Below are 19858 nucleotides of genomic sequence, written 5' to 3' on the forward strand. Positions count from 1 at the left end.
CATGACGTCTTAATGGGTGTTTTTTTTCTTTACGGTTTTCCGGTACTCTCTGGGGGTCATCTTATATTTGTTTTTAAATACTTGTCCAAAATACCGAAAATCACGGAAACCGGTCCGGCCGGACACTTCACTGATAGACAGATCCATATTGCATAAAAGAGAGCAGGCTTTTTCCAGACGGGTATTTGTCAATATCTGGCTGAATGGAAGTCCGTATTCTTTTTTTAGTATACGTGCCAGATAATCGGCATTCACATGTATTTCCAATGCTGCTTTGGTTATATTGATATCTTCGGTATAATTTGCCTCAATAAATGATAGACAGTCCTTTACAATATGGTGATAAGCGGGATCAGATGTACCATTCAAGTCATCAATACAGTGTGTGAGTATCTGCAGTGTCCGGTCCATTAAAACAGTCAGGGAATCAGCCTGATCAATGGATAAGAGCTGTTCTGCCGTAAGGCCGGAAAATACCTCATTTTTCTTCTGGGCAACTAAACCGGAGGCGAGGAGGCACAGGTCGATCATAGAGAGGCGGATTTTGGCAGCCGTATTCCATGTGGATTTATAGAAACCGGTTAGTTCCGTCATGGATTCACACAGGAGTGTATAATTGCGCTGCTCCAGTTGGGAGAGTATCTTATGGCACACAGACTCACCGGATTCCTGGTTCAATATGCCGCAGACTGCGTGATAAGAAATAAAATCTGACTCAGGATGGGAAAAAAATATTTCCGATGATTCTATGGCAGTCCGGTAAGCCTCAGGTATTTCCTCACAGGAGGCAGCATCCTTACCCATACCTATATGGATGGAACAGCCCAATTCCCGGCACATCTTTTGTTGTGTGGCGCGAAGCCAGGCAGAAATATGATCCAATCCGTCATGTGCAGACTCCGTGCTTTTTATTATAAGAACGAGCTTGTTATTTGCAGGGAAGAAGTACATAAAAGAGTAACCGGAATCTACCTGGTCCTTTAAAAATAATTGGATTTCACTGGCATCCGTATCATGGAATAATGCCTGAGCAGCCAGATAGGTTCCGCTATGGAAAAAATCAGAGCCTTTTAATATTTGGATCTCATTATCCGTGATAGTTTGGCTGGTATAGATATGCAAAAGGATATTCTGCAGTGTCTGCTTATGGATCTGTGATATAGTATCAGCATTTATTCGCTTAGATTTATTTTCTTCCTCTATTTTTTCTGCCAGCTTTCCTATAATATCCAGAACTTCATCAGGGTCACAGGGTTTTAAGATATAGTCATAGACATGGAGGGATATGGCCTCTTTTGCATAGTTAAAGTTATTATGGCCGGTTAAAAGTACACTTTGAATGGAAGGGGACAAAAGATTGGCAGCCCTGATCAGTTCCAGTCCGTTAATATCCGGCATCTGTATATCTGTAAACAGTATCTGGATATTTTTTTCTTTTATAAATTCCAATGCTTCCATGCCGCTTGCGGCTGTGCCAATCAGACAGACACCGGCTTTTTCCCATGGAATACAGGAAAGCCCTCTTCTCATTAATATTTCATCATCGACAATAAGCATATTTACCATGTGTTCACCTCTGTATAAAAACGCAATGTTGGAAGATAATTACAAATTCAGTGTACGTCTATTATATGATTAAAGATAACAAAAAACAACACCTCATTTAGTTAAAAAGCATAAAAAAAGGAGGGAATTACAGGAAATAATAAAATAAATACAAATATTATTTTGTGTATGGTTAAAATATAGTGTTAAAACATACAGAAAAACAAACATTTTGCTTCGGAAAATGAATAGAAAGAACAATAGCTCTTTTATATAATAAATGTAACAGTTCAGTTCTTTTACTTCTCAAGTAACTGTGAGGGCACTAAACGATCACGAAATGAAATCAGGAGGAGATATTATGAAGAAAAAGATGTTTACAATGCTTATGGCAGCAGTTATGGCTTTATCATTAGGCGCATGCGGCCAGGAAAAACAGAGTAGTGAAGAGGGGAATGAAAAGACAGAGGCAAAGGGAGCGGAGAAAAAAGAAACAGAGGGAAAACCGGTGGAACTAAGCCTGATGGCATGGGATGGCGGAACAGGTGAGGCAACAGAGGTGATACTCCATGATATTATTGATGATTTTAACAAGGAGTATGAAGGTAAGATTAAGATCGTTCCGGAGTATCTGCCCAGTGAGCAGACGAAAACAAAGCTTCCCACTTTGATGGCAGCCAATAATGCGCCTGACTTATTTATGTCATGGTCAGCAGGATATCTTGAGCCATATGTGAAAGCGGGCAAAGTTTATTCTCTTCAGGAAGCTCTGGACAGTGATCCGGAATGGAAAGACCAGTTTTTAGAGAGTGTAATGGAACATGTCACATATGACGGAGAAATCTATGCTGTCCCAACGGTCTTGTCAACACAGGTGGCATATTATAACAAGGAAATTTATGATAAATTCAATCTTCCGATTCCCAAGACACATGAAGAATATATTGAGGGTTTGAAAACGATTCGGGATTCAGGGGAGGATATCATTCCCATGGCATTTGGAAACAGCACAGCCTGGCCCTCCGCATCACACAGTGAAATTCTGGCGAACAGGATCGGTGGGGACGAACCCTTTCATAAAGTGCTGGATGGCAGCGGAAAATGGACGGATGAATCTTTTGTGAAGGCGGCATCCCTGTTACAGGAAATGTCCAATGAAAAGCTTGTACCGGATGGTTATGCAGGTATGACTCCGGAGGAGGCAGTGGAGCAGTTTAAGTCCGGTAAGGCAGCCTCTTTTATCTGGTCAAGTTATTGTATCAGTAATTTTGAAGCAGATGACTCCGCGGTTAAGGATAAAGTGGTACTTGCCAAGTGTCCCACCGTAGAAGGCGGTAAGGGAGATGAAAATAACTGGCTGGGACAGGCTGACAGATGTCTGGTTGTCAGTGAGCGCTGTGAGAATAAGGATGCAGCAGTTGAATTTATAAAATACTATACACAGATAAAATATATGCAGAAAATGGCTGATGCGGGAACTCTGACAACCATTAACGCAGAGAAGCTGGATTTAAGCAAAGTAGGTCCTATTGCGTCACAGATCATGAAGCTGCATTCAGATATGACCGGATTGTTTGTATTTTATGATGTGGCTTTAGGTTCTGTAGTAGGAAATGAGTATAACAATACAGTTCAGGGAATTATGGCCGGCAATGATCCAAAAGAAGCATTTGAGAATTTCCAGCAGTTCTTTGATGAGAATTATGAGCAATAAAAGCTTCGCAGGGGGCTGTCAAAAGCAGGAAAGGGCAGCCCTCTACTTAAAAAAGGAGGGGGATTAGATGGAGAAACTGAGAAAAGACAAACGGACAATATGCCTCTTCATACTGCCGGCCCTATTCTGCTATCTTATGATAGCAACATTTCCCCTGTTATGTTCGGCTGTTCTCAGCTTTGCCGATTGGGATGTGGCGGGGTTAAACGGTTTTGTGGGATTAAAGAATTACATACAGCTCTTCACAACAGATAAAATATTTCAGGATGCAGTTGTACATACGTTGATCGCAACCATATTATGTCTGTTGATACAGGTTCCCTGTTCTGTATTACTGGCATACCTTCTCACAAAGATCAGAAAGGAAAGGAACTTTTTTAAGGTGGCATTTTTTGTTCCGAATATGATCTCTACGGCAGCAATTGGAATCCTGTGGATCTTTATACTCCATCCGGAATTTGGTCTCATCAACTCTATTCTCCGGTTTGCAGGGCTGGATTCTTTTACACATGTATGGCTGGGAGAGTCAGGGACAGCGCTGGTTTGTGTTATTTTTGCCGCAAGCTGGCAGTATATAGGATACCATATGATCATCTATCTCTGTGCAATGCAGAACATTTCCTCATCCGTATTAGAGTCGGCGGAGATTGACGGAGCAACCTCCTGGCAGGCTTTTTGCAAGATCACTTTCCCGTTGATCGTACCCATACTCAAAATAGATACAGTATTAGTAGCAACGGGTTCTCTTAGAATATTTGATATTGTATTTGTTATGACAGGGGGCGGGCCAAACCATGCATCTGAGGTTATTGCGTCTCATATGTATACAAGGTCATTTAAGGGGATGCAGTTCGGATATGGAAGCGCAATGTCAGTGGTCCTCATGCTCATGTGTGTGCTGGTAACTGTTATATTGAACGGTGTGTTCAAGCGTTCAGAGGAAAATATGGAATGAAGTGGGAGAGGGTGAACATATGAGAAAGGTTGCAAATATTTTTAAATATGCGGTTCTGTCAGCAGTTACCCTTATTTTTATATTTCCGCTGGTTTGGGTATTTTATAACTCCTTTAAGACAAATAGCGAGTTGTTTGAAAATCCGTGGGCACTGCCCGGTAGTATAAATTTTGAGAATTACATCTATGCATGGAAACAGGCCAATATCGGACAATATTTTCTGAATTCCATTATTGTATGTGTGTCTGCGCTTTTTCTCTGTTTGCTGCTGAGTACCACCGCAGCGTTTGCGCTTACAAGGCTGAAATGGAAATTGTCCAACACTGCCATGATGGTTTTTCTGGTGGGTATGATGATACCGATCCACTCTACTTTGATCCCATTGTTTTTAATGTTCTCAAAGGCGGGGATCATAAATTCGCATTTGTCGCTGATCATTCCTTATACCACCAGTGGGATGCCTATCGCCATTTTTATCATGACAGGGTTTTTAAAAAGTTTTCCTGCAGAGATAGAAGAATCCGCAGTTATAGACGGGGCTAATATGAGAACCTTGTTTTTGCGTATAACCATACCCATAGCAAAACCGTCAATCGCTACAGTTTCTATTTATACATTTGTTTCTATGTGGAATGAATTGAATTATGCACTGGTATTTTTGAATGACCGGAGTAAAATGACGCTTCCCATCGGATTAAATTCATTTAAAGGGCAGTATTCCACAAATTATGTTGCCATGTTTGCGGCTGTGGCAGTCACCGTTTTACCAAGTATCATTATATTTTCTGTTTTTAACAAACAGGTGATAGAGGGTATGACATCAGGAGCAGTAAAGGGATAGTGAGGAGGTAGAAGATGGATCCTTTATTTAATACAGACCTGCCTGTGGAGGAACGGGCAAAAGAGACAATAAAGCAGATGACTTTAGAGGAAAAGGTTTCTCAGCTTGTATATAAAAGCGCTGCCATAGAGCGCTTGGGAATTCCGGCATATCATTGGTGGAATGAGTGTCTTCATGGTGTGGCAAGGTGCGGAACCGCAACCGTATTTCCCCAGGCGATCGGTATGGCAGCCATGTTTGATGCGGATTTTTTGAAAAAGGTGGCAGAGGCAATCTCGGATGAGATCAGGGGGAAATATAATGCGTATCAGAGTATAGGAGATAACTCTATATACAAAGGCATTACGGAGTATGCGCCGAATATTAATATTTTCAGGGACCCAAGGTGGGGCAGAGGACAGGAGACCTATGGGGAAGATCCTTTTCTTACAGCGGAACTTGGAATCGCTTTCATACGGGGAATTCAGGGCGGGGATGAAAAATACAGGAAGGCTGACGCAAATGTAAAACATTATGTGGTGCACAGCGGACCGGATGAATTAAGGCATGAGATTGATGTTGCCATTGATGAAAAACAGTTTAGGGAAACTTATCTTTATGCTTTTGCCAGATGTATCAGGGAGGCAGATGTGGCATGTGTGATGGGGGCTTACAACAGGGTAAACGGGGCACCCTGCTCAGGCAGTTCTTACCTCTTGAAGGACATACTGAGGGATGAATTGGGATTTAGGGGGTATGTGGTGTCAGACAGCTTTGCGATTGATGATTTTCATCTGCACCATAAGATCACGCAGACGCCGGTGGAATCGGCAGCAATGGCTTTTAATAATGGATGTGATCAGAATGGTGGAACTACATTTTTACATCTAACAGAAGCTGTGGATCAGGGGCTTGTCAAAGAGGAAGATATTGATACATCGGTTCAGCGTTTGCTGGAGGAGAGGATCCGCCTGGGAATGTTTGATCCTGTGGAGGATGTACCGTTTCACAAGATCAGTGATGCTGTAGTGGATTGTGAAGAATTTCGTGAGCTGGCAAAGGAGACTGCAAGGAAGTCTGCAGTTCTTCTGAAAAATAAAGACGGGATACTTCCTCTGGAAAACAAATATAAAAAAATTGCAGTCATTGGACCAAATGCAGATTCAAAGGATATTTTACTGGGGAATTATTCCGGTACACCGTCTAAATACACTACTTTACTGAGGGGGATGCAGGAGGAGGCAGAAAAACGCGGTATAGAGATTCTGTATGCGGAGGGCTGTGACCTTTATAAAAAGGAGTACAGAAGTCTCTGTGAGACAGATTTGATACCGGAGGCTGTGCTCGCAGCCAGAAAAAGCGATATTGCAGTGCTTTGCCTGGGGTTATCTCCTGTTCTGGAAGGGGAAGAGGGGGAGGAAGGAGCTGTCCAGTGTGACAGGGATACCCTTGGGCTTCCTGGCAGACAGGCGGAATTGATAAGGGCTGTTGCCGGGGAAGGCAAGCCCATCATTCTTATTTTATGTAATGGAAGTCCTTTAAGTATACCAAAGGAGGAACCGCTGGCAGATGCAGTCTTAGAAGCCTGGTATCCCGGTGAGGAGGGCGGAAGTGCTGTGGCTGATATTTTATTTGGAAATTATAATCCCTCTGGCCGTCTGCCGGTGACCGTAGTAAAAACTACGGAAGATCTGCCGCCGTTTGAAAGTTATGATATGCGGGGACGCACCTACAGATTTTTAGAAAAAGAACCCATGTACCCATTTGGATACGGACTGAGCTACACAAAGTTTCGGTATGAACCATGGGGAATCCCAAAAAAGATCAAAGTGGGAGAAGATATTCATTTTGAAGTTTCAGTCAAAAACACAGGTGAACGTTCCGGTGAGGCTGTCATTCAGGTATATATACATGATGAGGAGGCAAGCGTAAATGTACCGAAACTGCAGTTAGCAGCCTTTAAAAGAGTTTTGGTGGAAAGAGGTGCCGAAAGACAAACAGAGCTTACGATCAGAGCAAGAGATTTGGCTGTTATACGGCAGGATGGAACCTGTGTGCTGGAGCCTGGAAGATTTAAACTTTTTATTGGAGGCCATCAGCCGGATGAGGTAAGCAGGAGACTTACAGGCGAAGAGATCTGGGAAGGTGAGATAGAGATGGCAGGAGAAGAAACAAAGATACCGTATTGACCAGCAGGAAAAGGGAGGTTTGACGGATGTATTTGGAAGAGATATTTGGTCTGAAGGGAAAAGTGGCTGTAGTAACTGGAGGAAACCGGGGAATCGGCCAGGTTGTGGCAGAGGGATTAGCCAGGGCAGGAGCTGAGGTTATCATCCTGTCCAGGAGCGGGGCGGAGGATACGTTGAAAAAAATCTCTGATGCGGGCAGCAGGGGATATCATATCAAAACGGATGTAACTTCCGAAGAAAGTGTGGCAGAGGCGTTCCGGCAGATCGTGGAGAGATCAGGCTCTATAGATATTGTTTTTAATAATGCGGGAATATGTCTGCATAAGGATACTTTGGAAGCATCTGTGGAAGAATTCCGGCGGGTTGTAGATGTAAATCTCACAGGTGAATATATTGTGGCAAGGGAAGCTGGGAAGATCATGATGGAGAAGGGGATACAGGGAAGCATTATCAATATGGCATCCATGTCCGGCAGTATTGTGAACATTCCGCAGTGGCAATGCTCTTATAATGCGTCTAAGGCAGCAGTCATACATATGACACGTTCACTGGCTGTGGAGTGGGCAGAATATCATATAAGAGTCAACAGTCTGAGTCCCGGTTACATAGCAACCCCAATGTCAGTGGACACCCCAAAAGAATTAAAAGAGGCCTGGATGCCGCTGATCCCCATGCACAGAATGGGAAAGCCTGAGGAGCTTGTTCCGGCTGTTTTATATTTAGCCAGCAATGCTTCCGGGTATACATCAGGCAGTGATGTGGTGGTGGATGGAGCTTACACATGTGTATAAATGGGTATCTATCATGATGAAAATACCTCCCGGTAAGCAAAGACTGCATACCAGGAGGTATTTCTCGAACATTTATTATAATACTTTCTTCAGATTATACACGTCATCCACCAGCAGGATATCCGCTTCTTTTCCGGGTGTCAAAGAGCCGACTCTGTCATAGACTCCAATGCTCTTGGCTGGATTTCTTGTTGCGGCGAAGATGGCATCTGCCTCAGAAATACCGAATTTCATAGCTATTTTCATGCAGTCAAACAGGTTGGTCGCGGAGCCTGCGATCGTTCCGTTTGCCAGTGTTGCCTTCCGGTTGTTCATGGTGACTTCCTGGCCGCCCAGCTCGTAGGTGCCGTTTTCCATGCCGGTTGCCATCATGGAATCACTGATAAGCACAACTCTTTCACTTCCGAACATGCGGAAGGTATTTCTCACAACGCTTGGATGAATGTGGATTCCGTCACAGATCAATTCCACCATACAGTTTTCTGCATCTGCGGCAGCACCTACAACGCCCGGGTCACGGTGGCCGTATGCCGGCATGGCGTTGAAGAGATGGGTCACATGATTGGCGCCCTTTTTCATAGCAGCCAGTGCCGCGTCATACCCGGCCATGGTATGGCCAATGGATATTTTAACCTCATCTTTCAGTTCTTCTATAAATTCATCGGCGCCTTCCATATTGGGAGCAAGTGTCACGAGTTTTATGAGATTTCCGCTTTTTTCATTGCATTCACGGAAGAATCCGATATCCGGTCTGCGTATATGGCGTTCTACATGTGCACCTTTTTTATCCGGGTCAATGAAAGGCCCTTCCATATTGATTCCAACGATCCTTGCCTGATCTTCTGCATTTCCTGCCTTTACGGCAGTTGCGAAAATATCCAAGAGCTGTTCCTTCGGCAGTGTCATGGAGGTGGGGCAGTAGGAAGTCACGCCATGGGATTTTTCATAACGGAGGACCGTTTTAAGCCCTTCCACATCCGCGTCGGAAAAATCGTGTCCGAATGCTCCGTGGCTGTGTATATCCACAGCGCCGGGAAGGACTTTCATGCCTGAAGCATCAATCTCTTTCCTGTCTGTCACTTCTTCTATAGAAGATACAATTTTTCCGTTCTCTACATACAGGTCTTTCTTTTCAAAAGTGCCGTCTTCCTGAAATACTGATCCATTTTTTATTATCATCTGGTTTCACTCCTTTTCTGATTTCACTCTATCACATGAATTGTTCCCTGTCCTTGTATTTTTTTGCAATTCTTTGGGAAAATATGTGATGTTACTGAACAGTTACCATGCTTCTATTATAATTCCCTTTACAAGTTAATTCAATGTATGGTGTGTAAATTGAAAGAACTTTCATAAAACGTCAATATCAATAAAAAACGGAGGTTTGGCACGGCTAAAATTTGTGCAAGTTGATATTTGGTGTGAAAGGAATTTCTGAATTGGAAAAAATATTGAAAAAATTTTCATAAATGCTATACTGAAATCAAAGCGAAGGCAGCAATTAGAAGCCGAGATGCGGAAAGGAGAGAGTTATGAATCAGCGTTTAGAGAAGCTCAAGGGACATTTGATCGTATCCTGCCAGGCGCTCCCTCATGAACCCCTGCATTCTTCATTTATTATGGGAAGAATGGCCAGAGCGGCAAAAGAAGGCGGGGCCATGGGCATTCGTGCCAATACAAAGGAGGATATAGCGGAAATTCAGAAAAATGTGGATCTTCCTGTGATCGGAATCGTGAAACGGGACTATGATGACAGCAAGGTTTATATCACCCCCACCATGAAGGAAGTAGATGAACTGATGGAGGTAAAACCTGAGATCATTGCCATTGACGCCACAAAAGAGTTGAGACCTAGAAATGTTACTTTGGATGAATTTTATGCGGAGATCAGAAAGAAATACCCCGAACAGCTTCTGATGGCAGACTGCTCCACCGTGGAGGAAGCGCTTCACGCAGACGAGCTTGGATTTGACTTCATTGGAACGACACTGGTTGGCTACACAGAGCACAGCAAGGGCGACAGGATTGAAGAGAATGATTTTGAGATCATTCGCACAATTTTAAGCAAAGTAAAGCATCACGTGATCGCGGAAGGCAACATCAACACACCGGAAAAAGCAAAACGTGTGGTTGAGCTGGGATGTTACAGCGTGGTAGTAGGGTCTATTATCACACGTCCCCAATTGATCACAAAGTCCTTCACAGATGTGATGGCAACCCTGGAAAAGTAAATAAAAGAGGAAGATGAAAGGAGTCACAGCAATGAGTAGATTAGATAAGTACAGAGGAATTATCCCGGCATTTTATGCATGTTATGATGAGGAAGGAAATGTGAGCGGAGAGCGTGTACAGGCCCTCACACAGTATTTTATTGACAAAGGCGTAAAAGGTGTGTATGTCAATGGTTCTTCAGGTGAATGTATTTACCAGAGCGTGGAAGAGAGAAAGCTCATCATTGAAAATGTAATGGCAGTGGCAAAGGGAAAACTGACTGTTATCAACCATGTGGCATGTAATAACACAAAAGACAGTGTGGAGCTGGCAAAACACTCTGAGAGTGTGGGTGTAGATGCGATCGCGTCCATTCCTCCCATTTACTTCCGTCTGCCGGAATACTCTATCTCCGCTTACTGGAATGCGATCAGTGATGCTGCTCCCAACACAGATTTCGTGATCTACAACATTCCGCAGCTTGCAGGTACTGCTCTGACTATGAGCCTGTTTGCAGAGATGATGAAAAACCCCAGAGTGATCGCTGTTAAGAACTCTTCCATGCCCACACAGGATATCCAGATGTTCAAATCAGCAGGTCTGGCAGCAAAAGATGACTTCGTTGTTTTCAACGGTCCGGACGAGCAGTTTGTAGCAGGGCGCGCCATCGGTGCTGACGGCGGTATCGGCGGAACATATGGTGTTATGCCGGAGCTGTTCCTGAAATTGAATGAACTGGTTGAAGCAGGGGAAAAAGGACAAGCCTGTGAATTGCAGTATGCCATCAATGAAATCATCTACAAAATGTGCTCCAGCCGTGCAAATATGTATGCTGTGGCAAAAGAGATCCTGCGCACAAATGACAACGTGAATATCGGCGGTGTCCGTGAACCGCTGGAGAACCTTCAGGAAGCAGATGTGGCGATTGCACATGAGGCTGCTGAGATGGTAAAAGCTGCGAAAGAAAGATACCTGGCATAAAAGCAAAAGACAAAATCGTTACAAAGGGATACAGAAAAAGATTAGGTAACCGTCCGGGTGACCGGACTGTTACAGGATTAGAGGGAGGTAACAGATGCAAGGTTTTACTTATATTGATCTGGCAATTTTGATTGTTTACCTGGCAGCCGTTTTATTTGCCGGTCTTCATTTTGCTAAAAAGGAAATGAAAGGAAAAGAATACTTTAAGAGTGACGGAACGGTACCGTGGTGGGTTACGTCCGTATCTATTTTTGCAACACTGCTGAGTCCTATTTCCTTCCTGTCTCTGGCAGGAAACTCCTATGCGGGAACATGGATCATGTGGTTTGCCCAGTTAGGTATGCTGCTGGCTATTCCGCTTACCATCAAATTCTTCCTGCCTATTTACAGCAAGCTGGATATTGATACGGCTTATCATTATCTGGAGCTGCGTTTTAACAGCAAGGGGCTGCGTGTCCTGGGTGCTGTTATGTTCATTGTTTATCAGGTTGGACGTATGTCCATTATCATGTATCTGCCGTGTATGGTATTATCCAGCCTCATGGGGATCAATGTAAATATCCTGATTGTCATCATGGGCATTATTGCGATCATTTACTCTTACACAGGAGGCCTGAAATCCGTACTTTGGACAGACTTTATCCAGGGTTCCGTACTTCTGGTCGGTGTAACCTTTGGTTTGGTGTTCCTGATCGCCCATCTTGACGGCGGTATCGGAGCCATCTTCCATGAGATGTCAGCAGGACATAAGTTCCTGGCAGTTGATCAGCCTATCTTCAATGCCAATATTTTAAAAGACAGTGTATTCTTGATGATCGTGGGCGCCGGTTTCAATACTATGGGCTCCTATGTATCCAGCCAGGATATTGTACAGCGTTTCACAACAACAACAGATACAAAGAAACTGAATAAGATGATGCTGACAAACGGCGGTCTGTCTATTTTTATCGCCACTGTATTTTACCTGATCGGTACCGGGTTATATGTATTCTATCAGGTGCAGGGGAATCAGCTTCCTCCGGCAGCACAGCAGGACCAGATCTTTGCATCCTGGATCGCATTTGAGCTTCCTGTTGGTATTACCGGTCTGCTTCTGGCAGCGATCTATGCGGCAGCACAGTCCACACTTTCTACCGGTCTGAACTCTGTGGCATCAAGCTGGACTCTGGATATTCAGGCTCGTCTTTCCAAAAAAGAGCTGAGCTTTGAGAAACAGACAAAGATTGGACAGTATGTATCTCTTCTGGTAGGTATTTTCTCCATTGCGGTTGCTATGGTCCTGGCTAACGGCGGTGTGAAATCCGCTTACGAATGGTTTAACGGATTTATGGGTCTGGTACTTGGTATCCTGGTTGGTACGTTCATCCTGGGCGCATTTACCAAGGTTGCCAATACATTTGGCGCTGTATGTGCATTTATCGCAGCATCGGCTGTTATGGTGGCTATTAAATATGTGGTACCGGTTGTGGCACCGGATGTGACGATCTCTATCTGGTCCTACTCCATTATCTCTATTGTGGTTTCTCTGGTTGTGGGTCTTCCTGCAAGTATAATTTCCAGAAAAGTTAAGGGCGATAACTCCGTACCGGCTGCGCATACAACAATTTACAAAAACTGAACCTGATTCTGTTCTGCAAAGGAGGCAGCAAAATGGTATTTGGTAATATCAGAGATTTGAAGGATTATTCCTGGCTGGAAAAGGAAGTGCTGAAATGTTTCCGGTACGCAAAGGAACATGACCTGCAGGGATATGAGAAGGGCAGCCACGAGATTGACGGGGATGATCTGTTTGTGAATATTGTAGAGTATGAGACTACAACACCCGAGAACCGTTTCTGGGAAGCACACAGACAATACCTGGATCTGCATTTTATGCTGAGAGGCCCGGAACAGATTGATGTGAATTTTATTGATAACATGGAACAAAAAGAATTTGTGGAGAAGGATGATTTTCTTCCTCTTGACGGTGAGCCTAACAGCCATGTGGTTCTGACGGAAGGCGATTTTCTTCTCTGCTACCCAAAGGATGCCCACAGGACAGCGGTTGCTGTTGATGGTCCGGCTGTTATCAAGAAAGCCATATTTAAGATAAAAATCAAATAATCCATGATTCTTTAAGACTGTGGGGCAGACTCATGGTACAATATAGGGAACTGTAACGGCCGCGGGGATGTGACATTACAGTTCCCTTTTGTCACGTTTTTATGCCGCGGAAAATGCGGGGAAGAAAAGGATAACTGTGAAGGTAGTGAACAGTAATATAAGGAGCATTCGTATGAAGCAATATATTTGTATAGATATTGGCGGTACTTCGATAAAGTATGGTATAATACAGGAAGATGCGGTATTTGTTGCTGCAGGTGAGATGCCCACAGAGGCTATGCAGCATGGCGGACCGGGAATCATGAAAAAAGCAGTGAAGATCATCGAGGATTACCTGAAAGATCACAGGCCGGCGGGTATCTGTATCTCAACAGCCGGTATGGTGGACTGCGAAACGGGCAGGATCACGCATTCCGCCCCACTGATTCCGGAATATACGGGAACAGAGATTAAAAAAACTCTGGAAGACAAATTTCATTTGCCCTGTGAGGTGGAAAATGACGTGAACTGTGCAGGGCTTGCGGAAAATTTTGCGGGTGCTTCCAAAGGGAGCAGGATCAGTCTGTGTCTTACCATCGGGACAGGGATCGGCGGTGCTATTGTGATCGACAACCAGGTGTTCCATGGATTTTCCGGAAGCGGATGTGAAATCGGATATATGCATCTTCCGGGCGGCGAATTTCAGGATATGGGTGCAAGCAGTATCCTGGTGAAGAAGACAGCCCAATACAAGAAGATAAGCCCTGAAAGTATTGACGGAAAGTATGTGTTTGAACATGCAAAGCAGGGGGATGCGGACTGTATCCGTGCCATTGATGAGATGGTGGATGTGCTTGGAATGGGGATTGCCAATATCTGTTATGTGATCAACCCGGAAGTGGTAGTTCTGGGAGGCGGGATCATGGCCCAGAAGGAATATCTGTATGAACGGATCCGAAAGAGCCTGGATAAGTATCTGATACCCTCAGTGGCTTCCCATACCAGGCTGGCCTTTGCGGTAAATAAAAATCAGGCAGGGATGCTGGGAGCATTTTACCATTTTAGGGGAAGGCATTCTTAGCTGATATTTTAGCTGTCCGGTCCAAGAGAGCTGCCTGCCGCAGGGACAGATAGAATGGAGGTGCTCGAATGGAGCAGTATGAAAAAAATATCATTCCTCAAATAGAATCAATCTATAACAGCTTTACACCCTTGGAGAAGACCATCGCTGATTTCTTTATCAATAATTCAGAGAAAACGGATTTGTCCTCCAAGAGTGTTTCCAGCCGTCTGTACGTGTCAGAGGCATCCTTGTCACGTTTTGCCAAAAAGTGTGGATATAAGGGATACCGGGAGTTTCTTTTTTGTTATGAGCAGGGAACCGTGCGGAATTACCCGGTGAGTAATGACCAGACCAAAATGGTGCTGAATACTTACCAGGAACTTTTAAACAAGAGTTATTCCCTGGTGAATGAGGAGCAGATGAAGCGTATTGTCAATATATTGTCCGAAAAGAAGCGGGTATATGTGTATGGCAAGGGAAGTTCCGGTCTGGTGGGCGTGGAGATGAAGATTCGTTTTATGCGTATCGGTGTTAACGTGGAAGCAGTGACGGATACGCATATCATGAAGATCAACTCCGTGCTTTTGGATGAGGACTGTGCTGTTATCGGGATCAGTGTCAGCGGAAGGACAGAGGAAGTCATGACTTCCCTGAAGGCAGCCAAAGAGAGAGGGGCCACTACCCTATTAATGACATCCAGGAAGGATAAGACATTTTTGGATTACTGCGATGAGATACTTTTGTTTGCCGTTAAGGAAAATCTGGAAAAGGGGAAGGCGATATCCCCACAGTTTCCTATATTAGTTATGGTGGATATTTTGTTCTCCCATATACTGGAGTCGGATAAATTCAGGAGAGAAGCAATACATGAGTATACACTCAATGCGCTGGATGCCAGGTGATGCGGTTTGTGTTTGTGCAAAGTGATTTGTTGCAAAAAGGTATTGACTTTTTTAGAAAAAAAGGATATTATTAAAAGTGAAAGAAATTAAATTATGTAATCCAACAAGAAAAGAACCCCCACGGAGTGCCCTTCCGTGGGGGTTCACTTTGGCTAGCTGTCTTTATTTCGGTCTAGTACAGCGTTGCGTAAATTCCTGTGATATAGCACTCGCTATCTACGCCAGGAGCACGCCCACGAAGCTAGGCGTAGGGTCCACTACTCCGTCGCTTCATGGACGCACACCTGACGCAGATATCAAGCACTATATCACAGTTATTTACGCAATGCTGTACTAGCCATTTGCCGATAAAGTAAGTGACAATACCGGCCATGACCGAAATTATAAAACTAATTATGTAGTCCAACAAGATCACCTCCTTCCCGCTGGAAAGGATCGACAGCATATTCATTATAAGGTATACAATAGGCAATATCAGCATAAAATATATACAAAAAAACGATTCATAAGTATTCTACAAAAGCCGGCTGAAAAAAGAGTCGGTTTTTTTATAAATTTATACTTGACAAAAATTGTTAAGTATTATATAGTTATATCAGTAACAATTATTGTTATTGAAAGGAGGGTGCGATGGCAACATTGAAGTACAGCCGTCAGCGGGAATCCATCCGCGAGTTCGTTATGAACAGCAAGGAGCATCCTACGGCCGATACTGTATATGCAGGAATCAAAGCCGATTTTCCGAATATCAGTCTTGGAACAGTATATCGGAACTTATCTCTTTTGGTTGACTTAGGCGAGATCGCCAAGATAACAACAGGAGATGGGCCGGACAGATTTGACTGCAATACAAAACCTCATAGTCATTTTATATGCACCCAGTGTCACAGTATCACAGACATAGAGGCAGACGAATTTGACTGTATGAAGGAGAAAGTGGCCGAGAGCTTTGACGGTAAAATAACAGGTCATATGACTACTTTTTACGGAGTTTGTAAAGAATGTCTGGAATCAAAAAAAATTAAAAAAACTAGTTGACAAAAATTGTCAAGTATGTTACATTAAAACAGTAATCATTACTGTTATCAAAAAAGAAACTAATAAATAACAAAATTTTAATGAAAAAAGGAGAATGAGTATTATGAAAAAATTTGTATGTAGTGTATGTGGATATGTTTATGAAGGTGATGCAGCTCCGGAGAAATGTCCGGTATGTGGCGTAGGTGCTGATAAATTTACAGAGCAGGCCGGCGAAATGAGCTGGGCAGCAGAGCATGTTGTTGGAGTAGCTCAGGGCGTAAGCGAAGATATCATCGCTGATTTAAGAGCTAACTTTGAAGGCGAGTGCTCAGAGGTTGGTATGTACCTGGCTATGGCTAGAGTAGCTCACAGAGAAGGATATCCGGAAATCGGTTTATACTGGGAGAAAGCTGCTTATGAAGAAGCAGAGCATGCTGCTAAATTCGCAGAGTTATTAGGCGAAGTTGTAACAGACAGCACAAAGAAAAACCTGGAAATGCGTGTTGCTGCTGAGAACGGAGCAACAGCTGGTAAATTTGACCTGGCAAAACGTGCAAAAGCTGCTAACCTGGATGCGATCCATGATACAGTACATGAGATGGCTAGAGACGAGGCTCGTCACGGAAAAGCATTTGAAGGCCTGTTAAAGAGATACTTCGGCTAATCCATATAAAAGTTTTGGTATTTATCTATTAGCAACCAATTGGCAGAGCCGGCGGATGGCCGGTTCTGCTAAAGAAAATAAATAGTCGTTATTTTCAGAATCTTATGGAGGGTTTTATTATGTCAAAGTACGCAGGAACAAAAACAGAGAAAAACTTATGGGATGCATTTGCCGGTGAATCACAGGCCAGAAATAAATATACATATTATGCATCAGCAGCAAAGAAAGCCGGTTATGAGCAGTTAGCATCTTTATATCTGGAGACAGCAGACCAGGAAAAAGAACACGCTAAAATGTGGTTCAAAGAGATCCATGGAATCCATGATATTGCGCAGAACCTGGAAGACGCAGCTGCAGGTGAGAACTACGAGTGGACAGATATGTACGCACGTATGGCTCAGGAAGCCAGAGAAGAGGGCTTTGAAGAACTGGCAGTAAAATTTGAAGGTGTTGCAAAAGTGGAAGCTGCGCACGAGAGACGTTATAAAAAACTCCTTGAAAGTTATAAAACTGACAAAACCTTTAAGGGAGATGCTCCTTTAGGCTGGAAGTGCAGAAACTGCGGTTATGTACACGAGGCAGAGGAAGCTCCTGAAGTATGTCCGGTATGTGCTCATCCGAAGGCATACTTTGAAAGAAAAGTAGAGAATTATTAATTTCCTCACATTTGTATCATTCACATAACAATTAGGGAGGGGCCGTTTGGCCCTTCTTTTTATTGGTAAAAAGTACGGGACCTGTTTTCTATTTTGTTGTTATTCCACCTTTTCTGGTGTAAGATAAAGTATAACTATGTAACTGTGAGGGTACCGAACAGTTACGATAAAGTTATACAAATTCTGCTGTACGGTTAAAAAGCAGGTATTACAAAAGGAGAGGGAATTATGAAGCATTATCCACATTTATTCAGCCCCATAAAGATTGGCCGGCTGACATTAAAAAACCGAATCTGCGTGTCCCCCATGACAATCACCGGACGTGGGGAGGAAAAGGGGTATTTTGCACAGGATAACATTGATTTCTATACCACATTGGCAAGAGGTGGTGCGGCACTTCTTACGATAGGGGAGACCGGAATCCATTCACGTACGGATGCATGTCATCCGCGGATGGCTCATCTGGATGATCCGGGCCTTCTGCCGTCCCTGACAAGGCTGGTTGACGGTGTGCATCAGTATGACACGTTTGTATCGATAGAGCTTGTACACTCCGGCAGAAGAGCACATCCTGCTTATCTTCCTGATAACGGGGAGGTGTGGGGGCCGTCCCCGTCAGTCAATCATTATGGTGCCAAAGTGAAAGAAATGACAGAGGAGATGATGAATGAGATTGCCGACGCCTATGCAGAGGCGGCTTTTATGGCGAAATTTGCAGGCGTTGATATGGTAATGATACATGGAGGTCACGGATGGCTTTTAGACCAATTCCTTTCACCATTAAATAATAAACGGACAGATGAATATGGGGGGAGTCTGGAAAACCGTGCCCGATTCCCTATTATGGTTTTGGATAGAGTGAGGGAACGCTGCGGCAGAGATTTTCCCATTGAATATCGTATTTCAGGTTCAGAGCTTATTGAGGGAGGTCTGGAAGAGGAAGAAATGGCAGTCTTTGCCCATATGATCGAGAGCAGGGTGGATTCATTCCATGTATCTGTGGGAAGTTTCCATGACCCAGCCACTATGGTGCGTATGTTTCCAGGGCCGTTTTTTCCAAATGGAGTAAACATACCATATGCAGCAGCCATAAAAAAAGCAGTCAGTGTACCTGTTACAGGTATCGGAGGATTGTCGGATCCGGATGAGATGGAGAAACTGCTGGAGGAAGAACAGGTGGATATGGTTGCTATGGGACGTCAAATGATAGCAGACCCATTTCTTCCTAAAAAGGCATTGAAGGGAAAGAGCAATGAAATTGCCCACTGTATCCGCTGTATGCGCTGTAACAGCGGTGCACTTATCCCTTATGTACCATATCCAAACGGGGTGGTATATTGTTCTGTGAATCCTGTTATGGGAAGGCTTCGTGAAATTGCCCGGGAGAATTCCTTTAAAACAGCAGAGAAAAAGATTCTGATAGCAGGCGGCGGTCCTGCAGGAATGCAGGCTGCTTTAGGTGCACTGGAGAGGGGCCACAAGGTAATCTTATGTGAGGCAAGTGATTCTCTTGGAAAAACACTCAGTTATTCTGATCATATTGAATTTAAGCAGGATATCCGTAAGTTCAGGGATTCGCTTATCAGCCGTATCGAAAACAGCCAGGTTGAAGTGCGTATGAATACCGCTGTGACCCCGGAACTGATCCGGAATGCAGAACCGGATCTGGTTATAGGCGCCATAGGCGGGGAGCCGTTTATTCCGCCTATTGAAGGGATTGCTGATAACAATGTATTGTACGCTGCATCTATGCATCAGTCAGGAGCTGTTCCGGGAAATAAAACAGTGATAATCGGCGGGGGCCTTATGGGATGTGAGGAGGCCATTGCCCTTGCCCAGGACGGGAAAAATGTCACTGTCGTAGAAATGACCGATAGTATTGCAGGGGAGGCTGACAGTGGACTGAAGCAGATGATAGATGAAAAGATAGCATACTATAATATTCCGGTGCTGACAGGCTGTTCCTGTATGAAAATCACAGAGGAGGGCGCCATCGTAAAAAATAAAGACGGAGAAGAAAGAATGCTGGCAGCAGATTCCGTCCTCATTGCAGCGGGTGTGCGGCCAAAAGATTCAGAAACAAACAGGCTGCGGGATACCTGCTATGATTTGGGAATAGATTTTATAGCCGTTGGAGACTGCAAAAAGACAGGAAGAATACGTGAAGCCACAACCGGCGGTTATTTTGCAGGCCGCAATGCTTAAGCATATTCTGCTTTGGAAGTGTGAAGGGGCTGAATAGTAATAGATAAAAAAATGTCATAT

General features: G+C 44.0%; 17 protein-coding genes. 15 read left to right on the forward strand and 2 right to left on the reverse strand.

Features of this window, described 5'->3' with window-relative positions:
* Positions 1-9 precede the first annotated feature (9 nt).
* A complete protein-coding gene (locus C6P39_RS09640) occupies positions 10-1566 on the reverse strand; it encodes a response regulator transcription factor (protein WP_104803612.1) in 1557 nt (518 codons plus the stop codon).
* Between the two features lie 340 nt (positions 1567-1906).
* Between C6P39_RS09640 and C6P39_RS09645 the strand changes: the two genes are divergently transcribed.
* The 5 genes from C6P39_RS09645 (at position 1907) to C6P39_RS09665 (ending at position 8014) form a co-directional block, all read left to right on the forward strand.
* The gene (locus C6P39_RS09645) at positions 1907-3259 is read left to right on the forward strand and encodes an ABC transporter substrate-binding protein (RefSeq protein ID WP_158661518.1); all 1353 of its coding nucleotides are present in this window, start codon (positions 1907-1909) and stop codon (positions 3257-3259) included.
* A gap of 67 nt (positions 3260-3326) precedes the next feature.
* Positions 3327-4214, forward strand: coding sequence for a carbohydrate ABC transporter permease (locus C6P39_RS09650; protein ID WP_104803614.1), 888 nt, complete (start codon positions 3327-3329; stop codon positions 4212-4214).
* 19 nt (positions 4215-4233) lie between these two features.
* Positions 4234-5055, forward strand: a complete 822-nt coding sequence (locus C6P39_RS09655; protein WP_104803615.1) for a carbohydrate ABC transporter permease — start codon at positions 4234-4236, stop codon at positions 5053-5055.
* Between the two features lie 14 nt (positions 5056-5069).
* Positions 5070-7223 carry a glycoside hydrolase family 3 C-terminal domain-containing protein gene (locus tag C6P39_RS09660; RefSeq protein WP_104803616.1) on the forward strand — a complete coding sequence of 718 codons (2154 nt, stop codon included), beginning with the start codon at positions 5070-5072 and terminating at the stop codon, positions 7221-7223.
* A 26-nt stretch (positions 7224-7249) separates the two neighbouring features.
* Positions 7250-8014, forward strand: coding sequence for an SDR family oxidoreductase (locus C6P39_RS09665; protein ID WP_104803617.1), 765 nt, complete (start codon positions 7250-7252; stop codon positions 8012-8014).
* 75 nt (positions 8015-8089) lie between these two features.
* On the opposite strand, the gene nagA is transcribed toward C6P39_RS09665, so the two are convergent.
* Positions 8090-9193 (reverse strand): N-acetylglucosamine-6-phosphate deacetylase, encoded by a 1104-nt coding sequence (gene nagA / locus C6P39_RS09670; RefSeq protein WP_104803618.1) that lies wholly within the window; start codon positions 9191-9193, stop codon positions 8090-8092.
* Positions 9194-9546: 353 nt separating this feature from the next.
* Between nagA and C6P39_RS09675 the strand changes: the two genes are divergently transcribed.
* From C6P39_RS09675 to C6P39_RS09725, 10 genes are all read left to right on the forward strand, one after another.
* Positions 9547-10245 (forward strand): N-acetylmannosamine-6-phosphate 2-epimerase, encoded by a 699-nt coding sequence (locus C6P39_RS09675; protein ID WP_104803619.1) that lies wholly within the window; start codon positions 9547-9549, stop codon positions 10243-10245.
* Positions 10246-10276: 31 nt separating this feature from the next.
* Positions 10277-11206: a dihydrodipicolinate synthase family protein gene (locus tag C6P39_RS09680; RefSeq protein ID WP_104803620.1), complete on the forward strand. Its 930-nt coding sequence runs from the start codon at positions 10277-10279 to the stop codon at positions 11204-11206.
* 94 nt (positions 11207-11300) lie between these two features.
* Positions 11301-12824 carry a sodium:solute symporter gene (locus C6P39_RS09685; protein ID WP_104803621.1) on the forward strand — a complete coding sequence of 508 codons (1524 nt, stop codon included), beginning with the start codon at positions 11301-11303 and terminating at the stop codon, positions 12822-12824.
* A 32-nt stretch (positions 12825-12856) separates the two neighbouring features.
* The gene (locus C6P39_RS09690; protein WP_104803622.1) at positions 12857-13309 is read left to right on the forward strand and encodes a YhcH/YjgK/YiaL family protein; all 453 of its coding nucleotides are present in this window, start codon (positions 12857-12859) and stop codon (positions 13307-13309) included.
* A gap of 172 nt (positions 13310-13481) precedes the next feature.
* Positions 13482-14369 (forward strand): ROK family protein, encoded by an 888-nt coding sequence (locus tag C6P39_RS09695; protein WP_104803623.1) that lies wholly within the window; start codon positions 13482-13484, stop codon positions 14367-14369.
* Between the two features lie 68 nt (positions 14370-14437).
* The gene (locus tag C6P39_RS09700) at positions 14438-15253 is read left to right on the forward strand and encodes a MurR/RpiR family transcriptional regulator (RefSeq protein WP_104803624.1); all 816 of its coding nucleotides are present in this window, start codon (positions 14438-14440) and stop codon (positions 15251-15253) included.
* A 630-nt stretch (positions 15254-15883) separates the two neighbouring features.
* Complete coding sequence (locus C6P39_RS09710; RefSeq protein WP_104803625.1) at positions 15884-16291, forward strand: Fur family transcriptional regulator; 408 nt, start codon at positions 15884-15886, stop codon at positions 16289-16291.
* A gap of 103 nt (positions 16292-16394) precedes the next feature.
* Positions 16395-16937, forward strand: coding sequence for an NADH peroxidase (locus C6P39_RS09715; RefSeq protein WP_033141649.1), 543 nt, complete (start codon positions 16395-16397; stop codon positions 16935-16937).
* Between the two features lie 119 nt (positions 16938-17056).
* Positions 17057-17593, forward strand: coding sequence for a rubrerythrin (gene rbr, locus C6P39_RS09720; RefSeq protein ID WP_104803626.1), 537 nt, complete (start codon positions 17057-17059; stop codon positions 17591-17593).
* A 228-nt stretch (positions 17594-17821) separates the two neighbouring features.
* The gene (locus C6P39_RS09725) at positions 17822-19798 is read left to right on the forward strand and encodes an NAD(P)/FAD-dependent oxidoreductase (protein ID WP_104803627.1); all 1977 of its coding nucleotides are present in this window, start codon (positions 17822-17824) and stop codon (positions 19796-19798) included.
* The last annotated feature ends 60 nt before the right edge of the window (positions 19799-19858 follow it).

Source organism: Blautia marasmi, assembly GCF_900258535.1.
Classification (GTDB): Bacteria; Bacillota; Clostridia; order Lachnospirales; family Lachnospiraceae; genus Blautia; species Blautia hominis.

Coding starts and splice junctions, on each gene's coding strand:
- C6P39_RS09640 (WP_104803612.1), bottom strand. CDS start 1,566: ATGGTAAATATGCTTATTGTCGATGATGAAATATTAATGAGAAGAGGG.
- C6P39_RS09645 (WP_158661518.1), top strand. CDS start 1,907: ATGAAGAAAAAGATGTTTACAATGCTTATGGCAGCAGTTATGGCTTTA.
- C6P39_RS09650 (WP_104803614.1), top strand. CDS start 3,327: ATGGAGAAACTGAGAAAAGACAAACGGACAATATGCCTCTTCATACTG.
- C6P39_RS09655 (WP_104803615.1), top strand. CDS start 4,234: ATGAGAAAGGTTGCAAATATTTTTAAATATGCGGTTCTGTCAGCAGTT.
- C6P39_RS09660 (WP_104803616.1), top strand. CDS start 5,070: ATGGATCCTTTATTTAATACAGACCTGCCTGTGGAGGAACGGGCAAAA.
- C6P39_RS09665 (WP_104803617.1), top strand. CDS start 7,250: ATGTATTTGGAAGAGATATTTGGTCTGAAGGGAAAAGTGGCTGTAGTA.
- nagA (WP_104803618.1), bottom strand. CDS start 9,193: ATGATAATAAAAAATGGATCAGTATTTCAGGAAGACGGCACTTTTGAA.
- C6P39_RS09675 (WP_104803619.1), top strand. CDS start 9,547: ATGAATCAGCGTTTAGAGAAGCTCAAGGGACATTTGATCGTATCCTGC.
- C6P39_RS09680 (WP_104803620.1), top strand. CDS start 10,277: ATGAGTAGATTAGATAAGTACAGAGGAATTATCCCGGCATTTTATGCA.
- C6P39_RS09685 (WP_104803621.1), top strand. CDS start 11,301: ATGCAAGGTTTTACTTATATTGATCTGGCAATTTTGATTGTTTACCTG.
- C6P39_RS09690 (WP_104803622.1), top strand. CDS start 12,857: ATGGTATTTGGTAATATCAGAGATTTGAAGGATTATTCCTGGCTGGAA.
- C6P39_RS09695 (WP_104803623.1), top strand. CDS start 13,482: ATGAAGCAATATATTTGTATAGATATTGGCGGTACTTCGATAAAGTAT.
- C6P39_RS09700 (WP_104803624.1), top strand. CDS start 14,438: ATGGAGCAGTATGAAAAAAATATCATTCCTCAAATAGAATCAATCTAT.
- C6P39_RS09710 (WP_104803625.1), top strand. CDS start 15,884: ATGGCAACATTGAAGTACAGCCGTCAGCGGGAATCCATCCGCGAGTTC.
- C6P39_RS09715 (WP_033141649.1), top strand. CDS start 16,395: ATGAAAAAATTTGTATGTAGTGTATGTGGATATGTTTATGAAGGTGAT.
- rbr (WP_104803626.1), top strand. CDS start 17,057: ATGTCAAAGTACGCAGGAACAAAAACAGAGAAAAACTTATGGGATGCA.
- C6P39_RS09725 (WP_104803627.1), top strand. CDS start 17,822: ATGAAGCATTATCCACATTTATTCAGCCCCATAAAGATTGGCCGGCTG.